The 17,801-nt window shown below is 58.6% G+C and carries 14 protein-coding genes and 1 pseudogene; 11 read left to right on the top strand and 4 right to left on the bottom strand.

The features are described from left to right. The first annotated feature begins 271 nt into the window (after positions 1-271). The 7 genes and pseudogenes from LPA46_RS14255 to LPA46_RS14230 all read left to right on the top strand — a co-directional run bounded on the left by LPA46_RS14255 (position 272) and on the right by LPA46_RS14230 (position 6,608). On the top strand, positions 272-775 hold the full coding sequence (locus tag LPA46_RS14255; RefSeq protein WP_230893053.1) for a hypothetical protein: 504 nt from the start codon (positions 272-274) through the stop codon (positions 773-775). Positions 776-939: 164 nt separating this feature from the next. Beyond that, complete coding sequence (locus tag LPA46_RS14250; RefSeq protein WP_230893052.1) at positions 940-1,599, top strand: sensor domain-containing protein; 660 nt, start codon at positions 940-942, stop codon at positions 1,597-1,599. 271 nt (positions 1,600-1,870) lie between these two features. Further along, the gene (locus LPA46_RS14245; protein ID WP_230893051.1) at positions 1,871-3,559 is read left to right on the top strand and encodes an ATP-binding protein; all 1,689 of its coding nucleotides are present in this window, start codon (positions 1,871-1,873) and stop codon (positions 3,557-3,559) included. A gap of 153 nt (positions 3,560-3,712) precedes the next feature. Further along, positions 3,713-4,180 carry a DUF3592 domain-containing protein gene (locus LPA46_RS14240; protein ID WP_230893050.1) on the top strand — a complete coding sequence of 156 codons (468 nt, stop codon included), beginning with the start codon at positions 3,713-3,715 and terminating at the stop codon, positions 4,178-4,180. Beyond that, positions 4,179-4,403, top strand: a pseudogene (locus LPA46_RS19235) (RNA-guided endonuclease TnpB family protein); the annotation flags it as partial. The gene LPA46_RS14240 and the pseudogene LPA46_RS19235, both read left to right, overlap by 2 nt. 97 nt (positions 4,404-4,500) lie before the next feature. Then, positions 4,501-4,944 carry a pyridoxamine 5'-phosphate oxidase family protein gene (locus LPA46_RS14235; protein WP_230893049.1) on the top strand — a complete coding sequence of 148 codons (444 nt, stop codon included), beginning with the start codon at positions 4,501-4,503 and terminating at the stop codon, positions 4,942-4,944. Positions 4,945-5,030: 86 nt separating this feature from the next. Further along, the gene (locus LPA46_RS14230; protein WP_230893048.1) at positions 5,031-6,608 is read left to right on the top strand and encodes a globin-coupled sensor protein; all 1,578 of its coding nucleotides are present in this window, start codon (positions 5,031-5,033) and stop codon (positions 6,606-6,608) included. Positions 6,609-6,619: 11 nt separating this feature from the next. Here the strand turns inward: LPA46_RS14230 and LPA46_RS14225 are convergent, their stop codons facing one another. From LPA46_RS14225 to LPA46_RS14210, 4 genes are all read right to left on the bottom strand, one after another. Next, the gene (locus LPA46_RS14225; RefSeq protein WP_230893047.1) at positions 6,620-8,851 is read right to left on the bottom strand and encodes a PAS domain-containing protein; all 2,232 of its coding nucleotides are present in this window, start codon (positions 8,849-8,851) and stop codon (positions 6,620-6,622) included. Then, positions 8,848-10,041, bottom strand: coding sequence for a PAS domain-containing response regulator (locus LPA46_RS14220; protein ID WP_230893046.1), 1,194 nt, complete (start codon positions 10,039-10,041; stop codon positions 8,848-8,850). The genes LPA46_RS14225 and LPA46_RS14220 overlap by 4 nt, the downstream gene beginning before the upstream one ends. A 560-nt stretch (positions 10,042-10,601) precedes the next feature. Beyond that, positions 10,602-10,997: a DUF7475 family protein gene (locus LPA46_RS14215; protein WP_230893045.1), complete on the bottom strand. Its 396-nt coding sequence runs from the start codon at positions 10,995-10,997 to the stop codon at positions 10,602-10,604. A 227-nt stretch (positions 10,998-11,224) separates the two neighbouring features. After that, positions 11,225-12,121, bottom strand: a complete 897-nt coding sequence (locus tag LPA46_RS14210) for a hypothetical protein (RefSeq protein ID WP_230893044.1) — start codon at positions 12,119-12,121, stop codon at positions 11,225-11,227. A gap of 533 nt (positions 12,122-12,654) precedes the next feature. Between LPA46_RS14210 and LPA46_RS19020 the strand changes: the two genes are divergently transcribed. From LPA46_RS19020 to LPA46_RS14200, 4 genes are all read left to right on the top strand, one after another. After that, positions 12,655-12,825, top strand: a complete 171-nt coding sequence (locus tag LPA46_RS19020) for an HVO_0758 family zinc finger protein (protein WP_330166343.1) — start codon at positions 12,655-12,657, stop codon at positions 12,823-12,825. Positions 12,826-13,172: 347 nt separating this feature from the next. Beyond that, positions 13,173-13,415, top strand: a complete 243-nt coding sequence (locus LPA46_RS19230) for a DUF7123 family protein (RefSeq protein WP_442908257.1) — start codon at positions 13,173-13,175, stop codon at positions 13,413-13,415. A 148-nt stretch (positions 13,416-13,563) separates the two neighbouring features. Next, on the top strand, positions 13,564-16,833 hold the full coding sequence (locus tag LPA46_RS14205) for an oligosaccharyl transferase, archaeosortase A system-associated (protein WP_230893043.1): 3,270 nt from the start codon (positions 13,564-13,566) through the stop codon (positions 16,831-16,833). Further along, positions 16,833-17,768: a DUF368 domain-containing protein gene (locus tag LPA46_RS14200; protein ID WP_230893042.1), complete on the top strand. Its 936-nt coding sequence runs from the start codon at positions 16,833-16,835 to the stop codon at positions 17,766-17,768. The genes LPA46_RS14205 and LPA46_RS14200 overlap by 1 nt, the downstream gene beginning before the upstream one ends. Positions 17,769-17,801 lie beyond the last annotated feature (33 nt).

Here is a 17,801-nt window from a genome sequence, read left to right as displayed (position 1 = left end):
TTAGCTAGGTCACGACACTGCTCGATGAAGTCGAGGAGATCGATTTCCATAGGACAGAATCGAATTCCTCGGCTTCGCCCTTCTAAACCCGTGATATCAGCTGAATAGATCGCTATTCAACAGAGCAGACTGGAATGCAATTCAACCAGCAGACGGCCAGTTCATCTTTGTCACTGTAGACGCTACCGACGCAGCGTCAGTCCCAGGCCGGGACGCGTTCACGCTTCTCGCCGACGACGAACGCTATACTACGAGAGATATTGCGGACACCATGCCGGTTGACGTCGACGTACCCGGGGAGGTGTACAAACCCGAACGAGAGCAAACCGAGCCACGTGGGTGGCTCGTGTTCGATGTTCCAGCACAACTCGACAGCTCGCCATCGCTTCGGCTGGACGGCGAAACTGGCTCGTGGGAGTGGCCCCTCAGTACCGAGAAGGCGACATCGCCACCCCCCGCGTGGGAGTGGCGTGCCAGCGCCCCCGAGACAGTCCACCCCGACGAGACGTTCACAATCACAGTCGCTGCCGAAAACGTCGGCGACGGTCCAGGAACGTTCCGTGGCGCGGTCAACTTCTCGTACCCCCTGTACCGACCGAAAGGATTCGACATCCCGCTCGATCCCGGAGCAGCCGGCGAAGCAACAGTCTCCGCGAGTAGTACCAACGCGGACCCAGGAACGGAGCTGACGTACGGCATTCGAACGCCAACAGGACGGTCGGAGGTCGCTGTCACCGTCGAATCCGCGCCGACAACAACCGAGAAAACAAACTAAGATCGTCCAGCGAAGCGAGGAGCGGGCCCACAACGAATGTCGTGGGAGAAGCCACCGTCTGCCAATGCTTGACCCGAGTGGTTCGATTGTGGAGACGGGACTGTGGGTTTCTCACGGGGAAATGCTGCGACTGGGTTTAGGGAGGTAATGGCTGTAGTAGTTATATGAGCAAGCGGACCCGTGTATCCCGGATTTCGGGGTTCCTGAGCGTAATCGCGGAACGCCAGACGTACAAGAATCTGCTGTATTTGGTGGTTGCATTTCCACTCGCAGTCGCCTACTACGTTCTGCTGAGTGTTGGGTTCACGCTTGGAATTGGACTCTCAATTCTCGTGGTTGGGCTAGGCATTCTTGCAGCGACCGTCATCGGCCTGCGGTACATCGCAGCGTTCGAACGCTGGCTCGCAAATCGGCTGCTCGGCACCAAAATTCCGACGCCCAGTGATGTTGAGGATGCTGGTGGCGGGGTTATCCAGACTGTCAAAGTGTACTTGCATGCGCCGTCGACCTGGCGGGGACTCGGCTTTATCCTGCTCAAATTCCTCCTCGGAATCCTCTCGTTCATTTTGCTCGTTTCTTTTCTCGGAACAGCACTGGAGCTGCTCTTGTTACCAGTCTTTCCCGAGGGCGCATTCCACGTCCAGATTGTCGGTTGGAGGGTTGCCCAGAGCTTCGAGACGACCACGCAACGAATTATCGCCGTTCCAATCGGGGCTGTACTCGTCTTTGGGTCGTTGCACATCCTGAACGCGTTCGCGAAAGCGAACGCTACGATCGCTGTCTCACTGCTGGGCGGCGAAGCCCCTGGCGATGGAGATCAGTAACCACTACTACTACGTGCACGCACGTCGTGATCTTTTCCACGATGGGGGTTCGCGCAGTCCTCGCTCGCCTGCGTTCGGTCAGCGAGCCCGAGCTGGTCGTTGAATGCCGAAGCTGTGGGACGACGGTCTCTCGCGAGGCCAACCAGTGTCCAACATGCGGTGGCAGCAAGTTTGCGCAGTATGAAATTTCATAGGACGGGAGTGTCTCGTTTTCATCGCCGGCAGGAGCCGAGTATCTTGGAACTGGTTCCCGAGAGGCTTCACTAATGGTATGATGACTGTAGATCTCGCGCTGGTCTTGCAGACATTCCGATTGCTCGCAGCCGGGCTGTTGGTAGCTGCCAGCGGCTACGCAATCCAGCATCGAAACGAGCACGTCGCAGCCGCCTTCATCTGGACGGTCGTCTCACTGACCGCTTGGGGGTGGCTTACGATGCTGCCCAATCTCTTCGGCCCATCGTTTGTGACCGGTTTTAGCCAGACCGTCGTTTCGCTGGGAGCGGCCGCTGCCGGAGGGTGTGCGGTGGTCTTCTGGTTCGTGTATATTCGTCGCTATACTGGCCACCGCCAGTACGCCACGACCCGACGCGTGCTGGTGATGCTCTCGCCAGTGGGTGTTGACCTCGTGATCCGTGTGTTGATGGTAACACCACTGACCAGCCAGGTGGCGCCCGTCAGCGGTGTGCTAGCCGTCGTGTATACGACGCTGTATCTGTATCTCGCTGCCCTGTTCGTGCTGGGAATCTATCTCCTGTTCCGGCTCACCCAACGATACAGACAGGTCCCAATCACGCAGGTAGCTGTGCTCGGGGTGGCGATCGCCGCTCCAGTTCTCGCGGTACTCATAAGCACGCTTACTCGACCCGTCGAGGACGGCACGACCGTCAGCATTCTTCCCGTAGATATATCCAGTCTCGGCTTTCTCCTCAGTGCGATCGCGTTCATGTACGCGATTCGAACGTATTCACTGTTCACCACCTTTCCCGAGGCCGAGTACGTCGCCCGCGACGAAGTCCTCGAAGATCTCACCGAAGCCCTGTTCATCCTCGACCCAAGCAACCAGATCGTCGATATGAATGCGGCGGCCACGGACCTCTGTCAACAACCGTCTGAGGACACGATTGGGCAGCCGATTGACGCCGTGTTCGACGACCTCTCACACATCCCCGCGGATGGCGTGCAACGCACGACGCTCCAGACACCCACCGGCCCCCGACAGTTCGAAATTAGCGTTTCACCCCTCCAAGATGGTGATAATGCTCGGCTCGGTACAACTCTACTCGCGCGGGATATCACTGCGAAAACAACGCGTGAACAACAGCTTGCGGTGCTCACACGCGTCCTCCGGCACAATCTTCGGAACGACATCGATACCGCACTAGCGCACACCAATGAAATCACGGACCCGGATGTGCAGACGACCATCCGCTCGAAGCTGCACTCGCTCGCGGAGCTCGGCACCAAAGCTCGGGATATTGATGAGGTAGTTTCGAAGGCACACGAGCCCCGGTCAGAAGTTGATATCGTCGGCGTCGTCCAGTCGGTCACGGAGCAGTTGGCGGGCGAGCATGACTGTGAGATCGAGGTGCGGGCGCCCAAGGAGCTGCGGATTGTCTCCCATCGGTGGTTGCTTTCGCGACTCCTTACGGAGTTAATTGAGAACGGAATTACGCATACCGAACAGCCAACGCCACGCATCAACGTGGTTGTTGAACGCGCCAACCGACACGACGGTCCTGTCAGGATAACGATTGCCGATAATGGGCCGGGGATCCCAGCGCATGAGCAGACTGCAATGCATGACGGAGCGGAGACGCCGCTTGAACACGGCAGCGGCGTCGGGCTCTGGCTCGCCAACTGGATTACTGAGTCGCTCGGTGGCGAACTGGCGTTCGACCAACGAGAGCCCACCGGCACCACCGTGACGGTCACACTGTGGTCAGACTCGACATCAACTTGACTACTCTCATGGCGAACGCCATGCGGGAGGACAACCGCCGTGCGTTTCGCATTGAGTCAGCGTTGCACTCGCAAGCACCGCCTTGTGACTGGGTTTCTCTTTGAGCAATCGACCCTCCATGTTTTCAACAGAGGAGGTGAAACGCGGTCAGATATGGAACTGAATGGGCCAACAGGGTGGGTTCGAATAGCCCTTGCCTTGCTGTTCGGAGTCGCCGCAATCGCGTACGGTGGCTACAGCTACATGGAGCAGACATCCGCGTTAGATTCTGCGGCAACCGTCGAGGCCACAGTCACGGATATTTCGGTGGAGACGAACAGCGGCAAAGGGGATACGTACACTCTGCACGCAACGTATAACTACACGTACGCGGGCGATCAGTACACGAGCTCGAACGTGTATCCAGGCAAGCTGCCACGCGAATTCAATAGTCGAGAGGACGCACGGTCACAACTAGCTGGCGTCGAACCCGGTGATACGGTGTCAGCGTACGTGCCGTCCGACGCGCCCGGGAACGCGTATCTCAAGCACGAAAGTAGTAACAAACCATTTCTCGTGATGGGCATCGGGCTGCTGCTCGTTGTCGGTGCAATACACTCGACGCTCAAAGGACGGTTCTGAGGGGCAGAGCGGCTCGTCGGAGAAGTCGAGATGGGGCATGTCGAAAAACTTGCAGACCGTGAAACCCACTTCTACCACGTTCTCACGGACGCGATCATCCCGAGTGTGTCGACCGCGGTGTTGGCACGCTCGCGATAAGCTGACCTGAAGACGTGCGTGAGTCAGACTGAGGAAAACGGGGAACAAGAAGTTGCATTCGTGGGTTTTCGACCGCCTCTACCGATAGGATGTTACTCTATGGGATCCATCGACCACCATCGGCCGGTACTGTTCGTTATCATAGCAAAACCGATAAAGACTCAACCAAACAAGTTCGGGCCATGACTACCGAGCTTTCCTGCGACGAGATTGATACGCTATTGAGAGAATCGGGCGCTGGTGTTCTCTCGCTCACCGATGGCAAGGAGACATACGCAATCCCAGAGTCGTTTGGCTACGACGGCGACCACCTGTATTTCCAATTCGTGCACCATCCGGACAGTCAGAAAATGGCCTTCCTCGAAACAACTGACACCGCTACACTCACCGTCTATACCGACACGCCCAGCAAAAGCGTCATCGTCCGCGGACCAGTCGAACCAGTTCCCGACGACGACCAAACGATCGCATCAACAGCAATCGCCGAAAACGCCGACATCCCCACGCTCAACGTCTACCCCGAGCACTCTCCCGATGAACTTTTGATGACGTTTTATCAACTCTCCCCCACAGAACGCTCCGGCCGCAAATTCAACGAGGTCACTACCACCCCGACATCCAACTGACCCCCCGAACCGTGCGTGGGTGAGTACATTCTCCACAACTGGGAGTGAGAGATACTTTTAGGTACTGCGGGTAGCGGATTCGCCATATGAAAGACTGGGCGAACGAATTCGGACAAGGCGGCCTGAATTCACAACTTGACGTCGACCAACTTGTTGCCGACTGTGGGCTTACTGAAGACGAGATTGCATGGCGGAAGGAATTCGTCGGCTTTGACGAAACCGACGAGCAGCACCTCACGGAACTGGCGCCTCTGTTCCGCGAGCACACCGACGAAATCGCCGACGGGTTCTATGAAAATCTCACCGATCACGAACAGACTGTCGACGTTCTTGGCCGCTCACCGAAGGCACTCGAGCAACTGAAGCGAACACAGTCTGCCTACCTCGTCACCCTTGCCAGCGGGGAGTACGGAATGGACTATTTCCGTGACCGCGCGCGCATCGGCAAAATCCACGACTTACTGGAGATGCCGATGAAACACTACCTCGGCCAATACGGCGTCTACTACGATCTCATTTTCCCCATTCTCTTCGACCGCATCCAACAACGGCTCCTTGACCACCTCCCAACCAACGACACGACGCCTGACGCTGCAGTACAAGAGGGCGAGCGATCCGGCAAAGCAGCGGTTGGTGACGTGGTCAGAGACGAGCTTGACCGTGGGCTCGAAGAAGTCCTCGCGATCCTCCGCATCATTAACCTCGACATGCAGGTCGTTGCAGACACCTACATCCACTCCTACAATCAGGAACTACAGAACGCACTCCAGGACCGCACTCAACTCATCCAGAATGTCGAACAGGATCTCGCCCAACCGATTGAGGAACTCCAGGAGTCCAGCGAGGATATCGCCGACAGCGCAGACGACATCAGTCGAATCGCCAACCAGCAAGCCGACGCAACCGAAGAGATCAGCAGCGAAGTCGGCAACATGAGCGCGACTGTTGAGGAGATCGCTGCCACAGCTGATCGTGTCGCTGAGACCAGCGACCACGCTGAACAGCTAGCCGCGGAAGGCCACGACGCGGCGACCGACGCCATCGAAATGATGCATAACGTCGACGATTCCGCCCACGATGTCGCCGACGACGTTGAGCAGCTCCAACGTCGAATCGATGAGATCGACGAGGTTGTCGAAGTGATCAATGACATCGCCGAAGAGACCAATATGCTAGCGTTGAACGCCTCGATCGAGGCTGCTCGAGCGGGCGAGGCTGGCGATGGCTTCGCTGTCGTTGCGGACGAAGTCAAATCACTGGCTGAAGAATCCAAGGCCCACGCCAACGAAATTGAGGCGATGGTCGACGCGATTAAAGCCGACACCGCGAACGCCGTCGACAGCCTTGAACAGACGACTACGGAACTCGATCAAGGAATTACGCAGGTCGAATCCGCCATGGAAACCCTCCAAAACATCGCCGATGCAGTTGCTGAGGCTTCACAGGGCATCCAGGAGGTCTCCGACGCCACCAGCGACCAAGCAGCCTCCGCCGAGGAAGTCGCCAGCATGGTTGACGAACTCGTGGATCAAGCTGACCAAGTCGCAGCCGAAATCGAAGCCGTCGCCGCAGCCAACGAAGAACAAACCGCTCAAGTCCACGAAATCAACACCGCCATCCAACAACTTACGCAGTCCCAACAGCCCGAATCCAACAACACCTAGGGAACGCACAGCTACTTTGCTGTGGTTCCACCCTCATCAGTCTCTGTCTCGGATGTGTCCGTTGTGTCTGGCTGCTTGATGTCGGTAATCTCGAAGCGTGCGCCCCCGGTTTCAGCTTCACGAACGTCGATCTGCCAGTCGTGGGCGTCGACGATCTGTTTGACTATACTTAATCCGAACCCAGTCCCGGTTTCACTGGTTGAGTACCCGGTTTCGAAGATCTTCTCGCGTGCATCCGCGGGAATGCCGGGTCCGTCATCCGCTATGTAGAAGCCATCCTCGGTGGCACCAGCAGTAATCGTTACCTCGGATCCGCCGTGTTCGACCGCGTTGCGCAACAGATTTTCAAGGAGTTGTCGCAGCCGATTTGAGTCTGCGTGGATCGTCGCCTCATCAGTCACTTCAAGTGTTGCGTCACCAGTTGCGACGTTCCCCCAGCATTCCTGGACGACGCTCTGGAACGAAATTGGCTCCACCGCATTTACTTGCTGGCCGTCTCGCGCGAGCGCGAGCAAGTCTTCAATCAAGGTGGTCATTCGGCGATGGGCACGCGTCACTTCATCGAGATGCTCGGAGGCGCATTCGCTCTGGGCCAGTTCGACGCGGCCCTTCGCCACATTTAGTGGATTCCGGAGATCGTGAGAGACGACGCTCGCGAATTCCTCAAGCCGGTCGTTTTGCCGTTGGAGCTCTTGCTCGCGAGCCCGCAGCTGTTCGGTGCGCGTCATTTGATCAAGCGCGGTTACAAGACTCCCTGCCAGGATCTCACCCAGTACCAAATCCTGTTGATCGAACGCCGCACGCATCGGTGACCCAGCAATCAAAATCCCGTACTCGCCGAGCGGGAGATGCAGTTCACTTCGGATTGGCGTATCTGGATTGTACACATCCGAATCAGTACGGACATCGTCGATGGCGAGCGCTTCACCGTGGTCGTAGGCACGCCATGCAATCCCATCACCTTCGGTGAATACTGGCGGGGTCCCGATGAGATCGTAGAGCGCGTCCGTTGCAGCAGTCGGGAGAAGGGCAGACTGGCTGTCGTTCGCAAGATGGATTGCGTTCGCATCGAGGCCGAGCACGTCCCGGGCCGCATCGACGCCGATCTCTGCAACCTCCTCACGGGTGTCTGCTGCCATCACGTCTTGCGCCCGCTCATTGAGCGCTTCCAGCCGTGCTTCGTAGGTTTTCCGCTCGGTGATATCCTGATATGTCCACAGATGACCAGCGCCATCAGGGAGAGCAATCGATCGATAACTTCGTACAAATGTCCGATCGTCTGCGAGGACAACCTCCTCATCCTGTACCGACGCATGCCCACTGATGAGTTCGTTCACTCGGTCAAGGAAGCCAGCCGAATCGGCGACTATGCCACTGGCTTGTTCGGCGAGCTGTTCGCAGTTCGCGCCGACGAGGTCATCCGGTGACTCACCAATATCAAATAAATCGACGAGCCGCTCGTTCGCGATTAAAACCTCTCGATCCGCATCCTCGGCGAGCACCCCAATCGGTAGCGTCTCCAATAACGTCGAAAGCACTGTATTCGCCCACTCTAATTCCTGTTGATGCGCTCGCTGATTGGTGACGTCACGGGCGATCGCCACAACGTAGTCGCGATCGAGTTCGAGGTACGTCGCGTTGACCTCAACGGGGTAGGTGGAGCCGTCTTTGCGCCGATGCGTACCGTCAAACATGAGCTCCGTCTCCGCTTTGAGCTTGTCGACGAACGACTGCCACGCCGCCAAATCCGGTAGTTCCGTCTCGATGTCCATCACCGTCGCATCCAACATCTCGCGTTTGGTGTAGCCGCGCCGTTCGTGCGCAGTTCGATTCACGTCCAAGTACTGAGCGGTCTCCGGATCGATTACGAGTACGCTGTCTGTGGACTGGTCCAACAGCGTCCGAAACAACTGGAGTTCCTGCTTTCGTTCTTTTTCGTCGGTGATATCGCGTGTTGACACAAGAACCGAGACAACAGCGCCGTCGTCGCCGGTTACCGGCCTGAATACACCTTTAACGACTGATCGGTCCCCGTTTGGCCGCACGTGGTCAGCCTCAAATTCGACGTATTCCCCGGCTGCAGCGCGCTCAACCCAGCCTTTGACATCCGCTTGTAGATCCGTCGAATGAGAGAACCACGGTGTTTCCCAGAAATACTCACCATCGACAGCGGCAAATGGGGAATCGATATACTCGAGTGCGGTGCGATTGCTGTCCAGCACTCGGCCGTCCGTGTCGATCAAGCCCACAAGAATATTCGGATCGTTAAACACCGCTTGATACCGCGTTCTTTGCGTTGCAGTTCAGCTTCCCGGGATTTCCGCTCGGAGATATCTCGAATGATTCCGACGAACAACTGCTCGCCTTCGTGGGTGACTTCACTGAAGGTTACCGATATTGGGATTGCTGTGCCGTCTCTGTGTTGGCCCTCCAGCTCAGCATCCATCCAGTCAAACGGAGCCGCCTCAGTTTCGGGATTCTCGGTGAATATGGATTGATAGCGTTCGGCCGACGTCTCCGTCAGCAGCTTCGTTACCGATTCGCCACGGACTTCCGTAGGCGCGTATCCGAACGTGGCTTCGACAGCTGGATTCACCGACTGAATGTCGCCCGTGTCGTCAAGCGTGAGAATGGTGTTCGTCGCCGCTTGAATGACCGCTCGATGTCGCTCGACCTCTTTCTGTTGGTTGCGGCGCTCGGTGATATCCTGGAACTGTGAGAAGATCGCGACAACCTCACCTGCTTGGTCAGTAACGACACGGTTGTGCCATTCACAGATTAATCGCTCGCCGTCCTTGCGGACGTTCTGGTTGATGCTGTGGTATCCACCCTTATTCTCCAGTAACTCAGCGACAATTGCTGCAACGTCGTCCTGTTCGGCGTCCTCAACAATTACGTGTCCCGATTCGCCACGCAGCTCGGCTTCATCATAGCCAAGAATGGTTTCCGCTGCCTCGTTCATTCGAGCGAACTCGAAGTCCTCCGTCCACTCGATCACCCCCAGGGGTGACTGTTCGAAAAACATCGACAGTCGCTCCTGACTGGCTTCGAGAGCACGCATCGACCGGTGCTGTTCAACCGCGTTGGTAATGCGATTTGCAAGGACGGTGTATTGACTCGATCCCGTGTCCTTCTGCAGGTAATCTGTGACGCCTGCCGAAATCGCGTCGCTAGCAATTTCCTCCGATCCCTTCCCAGTAAAGAGAATGAACGGCAGGTCAGGATGTTCGTCTCGAACGGTCTCGAGGAATTCAATCCCGTTCTTCCCGGGCATATCGTAGTCAGAGACAATACAATCGATCTCGTGATCCGCCAGAATATCTAAGCCGGATTCGGCGTTTGTCGCCGTTTGCACGGACAGCCGGTCGTCTTCGCGGCTCAGAAATTCCGCAGCTAACTCCGCCAGATCCGGCTCATCATCAACATGGAGCACCTGGATTTTGTGAGTCGGGGGTGTGGATCTGGACACGTTACCATTCAAGTTAGCAGCCCGAAACTTAATACATTCCCACAAACGAGCGGCCACCCCATTCCCATAATCTCACTTGCTTATTCCCTGTATCATGACGGGATAGGAATCCGAGGTTCCCAACTCAGCGAAGACTGACTTCGTAGGAAGCCCCCGCATTTAGCCGGGGGAGAATGTCACAGAGGGTGGTGGCGAAGGCCACGCTAAATCCCGCAAGTCTAGAGCGGTAGGAACCTCAAACTGACTTCTCCCACGACTGAAGTCGTGGGGTTGTGCTGGCCACAGACCAGCGCCCGTCACAGACGGGCATCCCCACGTGGGAGTTCGCCGGTCGGATGCCGGCGTTCTGAGCCAAGTCAGTGTGGCTCCCAGGCGGGACAGCGGCTTTGGTGGGCTTGCCCCGCCCTCGGCAGGCCACCCTACGGGCGGCCTGCCAATCAAGCTTACGCGCTTCATCCCACGGCTGAAGCCGTGGGCTTTCGCGCTGATTCCGCTGTAAGACACGTGGAAGCCGTGAGAATGTCTCACTCAGAATCTGCGTATAGATAGAGTGAGGTGAGGATGAGGAGGACTTCTGCTGTTTTCGCTCCGACGGCGTTCCAGTTGAGCGAGTCACGCATGTAGAACGCGGAGGCGAATCCCTCGAAGCCGCCGTACACGAAGAATGCGATGAACGTCACGAGGGCGTATCCCGCGGCGACGAGGTAGAGTTCTCGCCGCCAGTAGTTCGTCAGATAGAGTGCAACCCCACCCAAGAATCCGAGTCCGTTGAGGAGGAACAGCGTGCCGAGTGTCTGGCTGAAGTTGAGGAACTGTGGTGCGAGTAACAGGTGGATGATTCCGGTGATGACCGCGAGATCGTTCGCGACGTATCCGGCTACACTGTCGGGGAGGCGTACGCTCGACTCATTTCGTGTCATTCGTAGACTACAAACTTGGTGGGAAGCAAAAACGTTTGCCTAAATCCCATTTGCCGAGACACCTCGGCCTAATTAAGTCGGGACCACGATCCCGCATCGAGCAAAGAGTCGCGGCTGTGTTTATCGAGGCGTGAGGCTAAAATCCGCTTTTCAGGATAGAGAGCAGGTCAAAGCTGGCTATTCTCTCTGGTCCAGTTTGATTCCGGTGCCAGACCTTTCTCGCCGCTCTACCGGTCTTCTGATGGGGCTGCGGTTACCTCTGATGGAAACTCAGCGTAGACGATATACGGAGTCCCCTGATACGCGACCAGCCATGTGCCGTACGAATCACTCGTTTCGAGGCCTTGATGCGCTTGAAACCGAGCGATCACTGACCGGAACGCATCCGTCGCCTCACTGAAGTAGCCGCTTTCGATCGCCTCTTCGATAATATCCTGTTCCGCCGTCGAAAGTCCGGTAAGAGTGAACTGGTACGTTGACCGCAGTTGCGCCGCGAACGCTGCAGGGCTCGTCGCGATTTCTGTAACTGCATACCGATATTCGGTTTCAGTCACCGTCTCAGCATGGACCTGAATGCGGTACACCGAGTCGCCATCGCGAACAAACTTGTACTGCTGTCGTGGAACCAGCACTGAGGCATCGGCTGTGGATTCCGGATACAGATGTCGTTTCCCGATGTCGAATCCATCGCCATCTCGTGGCTCACCTGATGGTGGAATAACGCCAGCCAGCGCAGTTTGATCGACATCCGGCAAGTCGGCGTACTCAATTGTCGCGTTCGAGTCCACCGTCGCGGGGTCGTAATCCACCTGAATGGTGTAGCCTGTTCGCTCCCGGCTCGCACCCGTAGTCATGGAGACCTCATAGTAGTGGTCGTGCAATCGAATGGGCTCATCAGGGTGAATCGGTGGGGCGGTTCCAGCGACGGTCGCAGATCCATTCGCGACAGCCTCCGTGATCGTCTCGTACCCCCGTGACGTGGGCGAGAGTGTTTGAGACATCTCATCGCTCAGCGCCTGCGGTGTCGCTTCTCGCATATCAAGTACGTTCGAGGGATGTGCACAGCCGGCAAGTGGAACTGTAAGGAGGGCTGTTACTCCAGCGAGGAATTTTCGACGGCGCACAGGCTCACTATCCCATTATCCAAGAAAACGCTTGCGCGGCGTTACACGACCAGCAACACTGGCGTCTCCTCGGATGACATCAAGAATCAGGCCACCACGAGCGAGTCCGCGAAGGTGAGCAACGTCGAGATGTCGTTGACCAGCCAAACGGCAAGAACATACTTCCTGATGGCAGCGCCACATAACAATATGGTTTTCCAACAGCTTACGTCGCAGGAACTCAGTACGGTTCTGCTGATTGCTATCCTTCTGGGTGTGATTCGGTACTTCCGATACGATGTCCGTGGCGGTCACTCAGTTATCGATATAACATTTAGTATCGGCTTGGCCTTCGTTACCGCTATAATCGGCTTGCTTATCGCCAAACATCTTGGGTGGCTGCCAACTAGCACCAACAGGTGAGAGTCGGTCACTACACAATGGCTTGACAACTCCCGTCGCACAGCGGTAACAGCGTGGAAACCCACCTCTTCCGGGATGGGCATCTGATACGACCAACAGAGTTTACGTCGCAGAGATTCACGTCTCACCACATGGACTCTGTTCGGCGTGCGCTCCGGGAAGGAGAGGTTGAGAAGGACATGTATGAGCGCCTGGAATGTGCGGAATGTGGCGAGCAACTGGTAACCAAGAACGAGCCAGATGAGGTTGGGTCAATTCGTGCCTGCCCGGAGTGTGGACAGGAGTGGCGTCAACTCCCGTGACAACCAAGGCACGCTACCGCACCCGACACTGTTTGCTGCCTCTCCACCCCTGAGGGAGTGCTTCTACGAGCGAACGACCGGTTACTGCTGGTTGACTCGAGTTGGAGCCCGAAAAGTTGATGCCTACATCGCGGCTTTCCAGCGATATTGTGGCTGTACGAAGCTGTAAGCTAACCCACGGCTAAAGCCGTGGGCTTTCAGCGTGGACTCCCGCTCTGGCCGACACTGTCGGCAGGAGGGCATTAGGGAGTCGACCCTGTCGTAGTCGGTGGGTTGTTACACGGAGCGGATGCGCTTCCTCCCACCCCTAAAGGGGTGGGTTTCCGCGCTGTTACCGCTATGAGGATCTGCAACAGCGGATTGTTGAGCATCTCGAATCACGCCTCGAAAACGGGTCAGCCTTCACGAAAAGTCGCCATATCGCGGATGCACTGGATGCGTCCGTAAAGCGCGTTGGCTCAGTAATGGCCGCATTACAGACTGCAGAAACCCGGTTGGAAGTCCGACAGTGGGGTGGCCGGTCCGATGGCGCTACATGGTACATTACGGTGGACGGCGATAGCGAGCAGACCGACACGAACAGCCAGTAGCCTGGCAACCAAGACGAGAACCCAAGCTGGGACAGCCAGGTGATCGTCTTCTTTCGTTGACCAAAAGAACGCCACGTTCTGTTCACGAGGCCGGCATCGCCTACGAACTTCACAAGGCTTATTCGCTCGCTGTCAGTCCCTACCACCAATGAGCGAGAAGAACGAGGAGTCGAGGGCGCCCTCCATATCGGCCGATTCAGCCCTCGATGTTCTCGAAAATTGGTATCATGTACCCGTGCTGGGCGCGGTGCTTGCGTTCATGTTCTGGGTGCGCGTACAGGCGTGGGAGAATTTCACGCAGAACGGAGAGGTGTACTTCTCCGGCAACGACGCATACTATCACTTCCGGCAGGTGATGTACACCGTCCAGAACTGGCCGTCGACGATGCCGTACGACGTCTGGACGGGGTTCCCGACTGGAGTCGGTGTTGGCCAGTTCGGGACGTTGTTCGATCAGATTGTTGCGACAGCAGCCCTCGTTGTTGGGCTTGGCAGCCCTTCGCAGGAGACGATTTCGATGACGCTGCTGTTCGCTCCCGCTGTCTTCGGCGCGTTACTCACGATCCCGACGTACTTCATCGGGAAGCGACTGGGTGGCCGCCTTGGCGGTGTTTTCGCCGCGGTCATTCTCGGACTGCTCCCCGGCTACTTCCTGTCGCGAAGCCTCGTCGGCGCTGCGGACCACAACGGCGCGGAGCCGCTGTTCCAGTCGCTGGCCGTGCTCGCGACGATGATCGCGCTCGCCGTCGCACAGCGCGAGAAACCGGTCTACGAGCAGTTCCTTGACCGCGACGTCGCCGGCCTTCGTCGCGTCGTCGGGTGGAGCGTGCTCGCCGGTGCTGCCACCGCAGTCTACATGTGGGTGTGGCCGCCGGGCATCCTGCTGGTCGGCATCTTTGGCGTCTTCTACCTCGTGAAGCTGACGAGCGATTACTACAGTGGCACGAGCCCAGACCACGTTGCCGTCGTCGCCGCCGTCAGTTCGGTGACGACCGGCTTGCTGATGTTGGTGCCGTTGTCGACGCTCTCGTTCTCGCCGTCGCAGTTCTCCATCCTCCAACCGCTGTTCTCGATTGCCGTGGGCGTCGGCGCGGTGTTCCTCGCGTGGCTCGCTCGCGAGTGGGACGACCGCGAGCTTGACGCATCGTCGTATCCGCTCGCCGTATTCGGCATCCTCGTCGTGGGACTCGGCGTAGTAACCGTCGTGCTTCCCGAGTTCTGGGGGATGCTCCAATCGAACCTCCTGCGCTTTATCGGGTTCAGCGCTGGCGCAGCCACGCGCACAATCGGTGAAGCGCAGCCGTTCCTCGCACAGTCGGGGCGTCTTGGCCTCGGCATGTTCGGCGTTATCTTCCTCGAATATGGGATGGCATTCTTCACCGCGCTCCTTGGCGCGGCGTGGATTCTCCTTCGGCCACACATCCTCAGCGGAAACCCCAAGCGCATGGGTGGCGCGGCGGTCGCCGTTGTCGTGGTCGGCTCGGTCTTCGCGGTGCCGGCCATCGGCGACGCGGTCGGCACGCTGCTCGGCCTTGACGGCCAGCTTGGCGCACTCGCAATCGTTGGCGTGACGCTGACCGCGGTCACGGTGACTGGCGACTACGACGCAGAGCAGCTGCTCGTGGTTGTTTGGGGTGCGTTCATTACTTCGGCAGCGTTCACGCAGGTGCGGTTCAACTACTATCTCGTTGTCCCGGTAGTCGTGCTGAACGCGTACGTGCTGAAGGTCGTGCTCGGCCTCGTGAGTCTCGACAAGCCGGCATCCCAGCTCGAAGACATTGACTGGTATCAGGTTGGGACAGTGGTTGCCGTCATATTGGTCGTGCTGGTGCCAATTGCAGCGCCCGTGGCCGCGTCCGCGGCCGGCACCAGCGACAGTCCGATTCAGTTGACGAACAACCAGAATCGACAGGTCCCGCTTCAGTCGGCGACAGCAGCCGGTTCGTCGAACAGCCCTGGTGCAGTGACGAGCTGGGATGACGCGATGGAGTGGATGAATGCGAACACGCCCGAGCAGGGCAACTTCGCTGGCGCAGGTAATGCCGACCAACTAGACTATTACGGGACGTACAGCCAGACCAACGACTACGACTATCCCGAGGGCGCGTACGGCGTAATGTCGTGGTGGGACTACGGCCACTGGATGACCGTCGAAGGCCAGACGATCCCAGTTGCGAACCCGTTCCAGCAGCACGCCACCGAAGCCGCGAACTTCCTGCTCGCGCAAAACGAGACGGAGACCGCGAACGCGCTGGGGGCGGTTGAAGAAGACGACGCAAAGACGCGGTACGTCGCCGTGGACTGGCAGATGGTGCTGCCGCTCCAGAAGTTCTCTGCACCAACCGCCTTCTACGATGGTCCGCGGAACTTCTCGCAGTCGGACTTCTACACGCGGTCAGTCATCGCCCAGTATCAAGATAACGAGGTGGCAGCAGCACAGCTCCTGCAGAACCCACGGTTCGGGACGCAGGCGATCCGCTCGCAGGAGTACTACGACTCGATGATGGTCAAGCTCTACCGGTACCACGGGAGCGCGAAGTCGGTTGATCCCGTGGTCGTCGACTGGCGGGAGAATCGCGGTGGGCTCCCGTGGTTCGATATTTCGAACCAGCAGAACTGGACGCGCCAGTACAACAGCATGCAGGCAGCCGAACAGGCCGTCGCCAACGACACCACCGCACAGATCGGTGGCGTCGGCTCGTCACCGCGTGAGTACGTTGAAGCCCTCGATCACTATCGCATGGTCGGGGTGAGCGATGAGGCTACTGCGCCGGCGAACTACTGGCTCACCGGACGTGAGTTGGGGACGCAGTACTACCCGACGTCGGTGAAGCTGTTCGAGCGCGTTGAGGGGGCAACCATCGAGGGGACCGGCCCCGCAAACACGACGCTGGAAGTCACCTCGACGTTCGAAATCACGGAGATGCGGAATGAGAACGGAAGCGCGCCGACGTTCCCGTACACCCAGCGCGTCGAGACTGGGCCTGACGGGAACTTCGAGCTGACCGTGCCGTATTCGACGACCGGCTACGACGAGTACGGTCCGGAGAACGGCTACACGAACACGTCGGTTCGCGCCACCGGTCCGTACGAGATCACGACCGGGAACACGATCACGGACGACCGCGAGATCGTGAAATGGAACGCCACGACCCACGTCACGGAAGGCCAGGTTATCGGCGAGAACAGCTCCAGCGCAACGGTTGACCTGGAGCGCCACCAGCTGGCGACACTCGGCGAGGTGAACAACTCGACTGGTAACGAGACGGAGTCGCTGACCGCGTCGCCGATCCAAGAGACGACCGACGACACGGTCTCGTCGGGAAGCGGCCCGGTTGACCTGCAGTCGCCGTTCGGCGCGGCCGCAGCGTTCGCCGTGCCCGCGGTCGCAGGCGCACTTGGCCGTCGTTACGCATAATGGATGGTCGCGCCTGGCTGGCGGTCTACCTGAAGGGAGCTGCGATGGGCGCTGCCGACGCCGTGCCAGGCGTTTCGGGCGGGACGATCGCGCTCATCACGGGCATCTACGAGCGCCTCGTCGGCGCCATCGCGGCACTGGATCCCGTTGAAGCGCTGGGCTTGCTCGCGCTCGTGCCACAGCTGGGCAGCCCGGACGCCCGTGAGGAGTTCGTGGAGACGCTCGTCCGGATGGACATCCCGTTCCTTGCGTTACTGGGCGTCGGCGTCATCACTGCCGTCGTCACCGTCGCGAACGTCGTCCACGTCGCCATCAACGACTTCCCGGGCGTGACGTTCGCGTTCTTTTTCGGCCTCATCGCGGCCTCCGTCGTCGCGCTGCTCGGCGAAGTCTCGGTCGACACGCCGGGTAGGGTCGCAGCAGCCGTCGTCGGTTTCGTGCTCGCGTTCGTTCTGAGCGCGCAAGCCCAAGCGGGCGCGCTCCCCGAAGTGCTCCCTGTCGTCTTCCTCGCGGGCGCTATCGCCATCTGTGCGATGGTGCTGCCCGGCGTTTCGGGGTCGCTCCTGTTGTTGACGCTCGGGTTGTACGACACGATGACATCGGCAGTTAGTGACGCGACCGACGCCGCGCTCGGCGGCGACCTCGCTGCCAGTATTGAGCCGCTGACGACGCTCGTTGTGTTCATGCTGGGCGCAGTCGTCGGCATCCTGTCGTTTGCGCGCGTCGTCGAGTGGGCGCTCGACCACTACCGCGCGGCGACGCTGACGTTCCTCGTCGCGCTGATGGCGGGCGCGCTGCGAGCCCCCGCCATCCAGATTCGCGCCGCGAACCCCGAGTGGACCGCAGCAAGCGCGGGCGGTGTCCTCGTCGCGGCAGTCCTCGGCGCGGCCGTCGTGCTCGTGCTCGACGCGACGACCGACGACCTCGATTACTGAACGCCGACGGTTCTCGCCGGATAGAGTGGCATT

It is taken from the genome of Halobacterium sp. KA-6, assembly GCF_021029015.1.
In the GTDB taxonomy this organism is placed as follows: domain Archaea; phylum Halobacteriota; class Halobacteria; order Halobacteriales; family Halobacteriaceae; genus Halobacterium.
Note: the sequence above shows the minus strand (reverse complement) of the source record. Positions and strands in the feature narration are given on the sequence as shown.

What these genes read in the sequence shown, in the direction of transcription:
- LPA46_RS14255 (WP_230893053.1), top strand. Translation starts at nt 272, where the DNA reads ATGCCGGTTGACGTCGACGTACCCGGGGAGGTGTACAAACCCGAACGA.
- LPA46_RS14250 (WP_230893052.1), top strand. Translation starts at nt 940, where the DNA reads ATGAGCAAGCGGACCCGTGTATCCCGGATTTCGGGGTTCCTGAGCGTA.
- LPA46_RS14245 (WP_230893051.1), top strand. Translation starts at nt 1,871, where the DNA reads ATGATGACTGTAGATCTCGCGCTGGTCTTGCAGACATTCCGATTGCTC.
- LPA46_RS14240 (WP_230893050.1), top strand. Translation starts at nt 3,713, where the DNA reads ATGGAACTGAATGGGCCAACAGGGTGGGTTCGAATAGCCCTTGCCTTG.
- LPA46_RS14235 (WP_230893049.1), top strand. Translation starts at nt 4,501, where the DNA reads ATGACTACCGAGCTTTCCTGCGACGAGATTGATACGCTATTGAGAGAA.
- LPA46_RS14230 (WP_230893048.1), top strand. Translation starts at nt 5,031, where the DNA reads ATGAAAGACTGGGCGAACGAATTCGGACAAGGCGGCCTGAATTCACAA.
- LPA46_RS14215 (WP_230893045.1), bottom strand. Translation starts at nt 10,997, where the DNA reads ATGACACGAAATGAGTCGAGCGTACGCCTCCCCGACAGTGTAGCCGGA.
- LPA46_RS19020 (WP_330166343.1), top strand. Translation starts at nt 12,655, where the DNA reads ATGGACTCTGTTCGGCGTGCGCTCCGGGAAGGAGAGGTTGAGAAGGAC.
- LPA46_RS14205 (WP_230893043.1), top strand. Translation starts at nt 13,564, where the DNA reads ATGAGCGAGAAGAACGAGGAGTCGAGGGCGCCCTCCATATCGGCCGAT.
- LPA46_RS14200 (WP_230893042.1), top strand. Translation starts at nt 16,833, where the DNA reads ATGGATGGTCGCGCCTGGCTGGCGGTCTACCTGAAGGGAGCTGCGATG.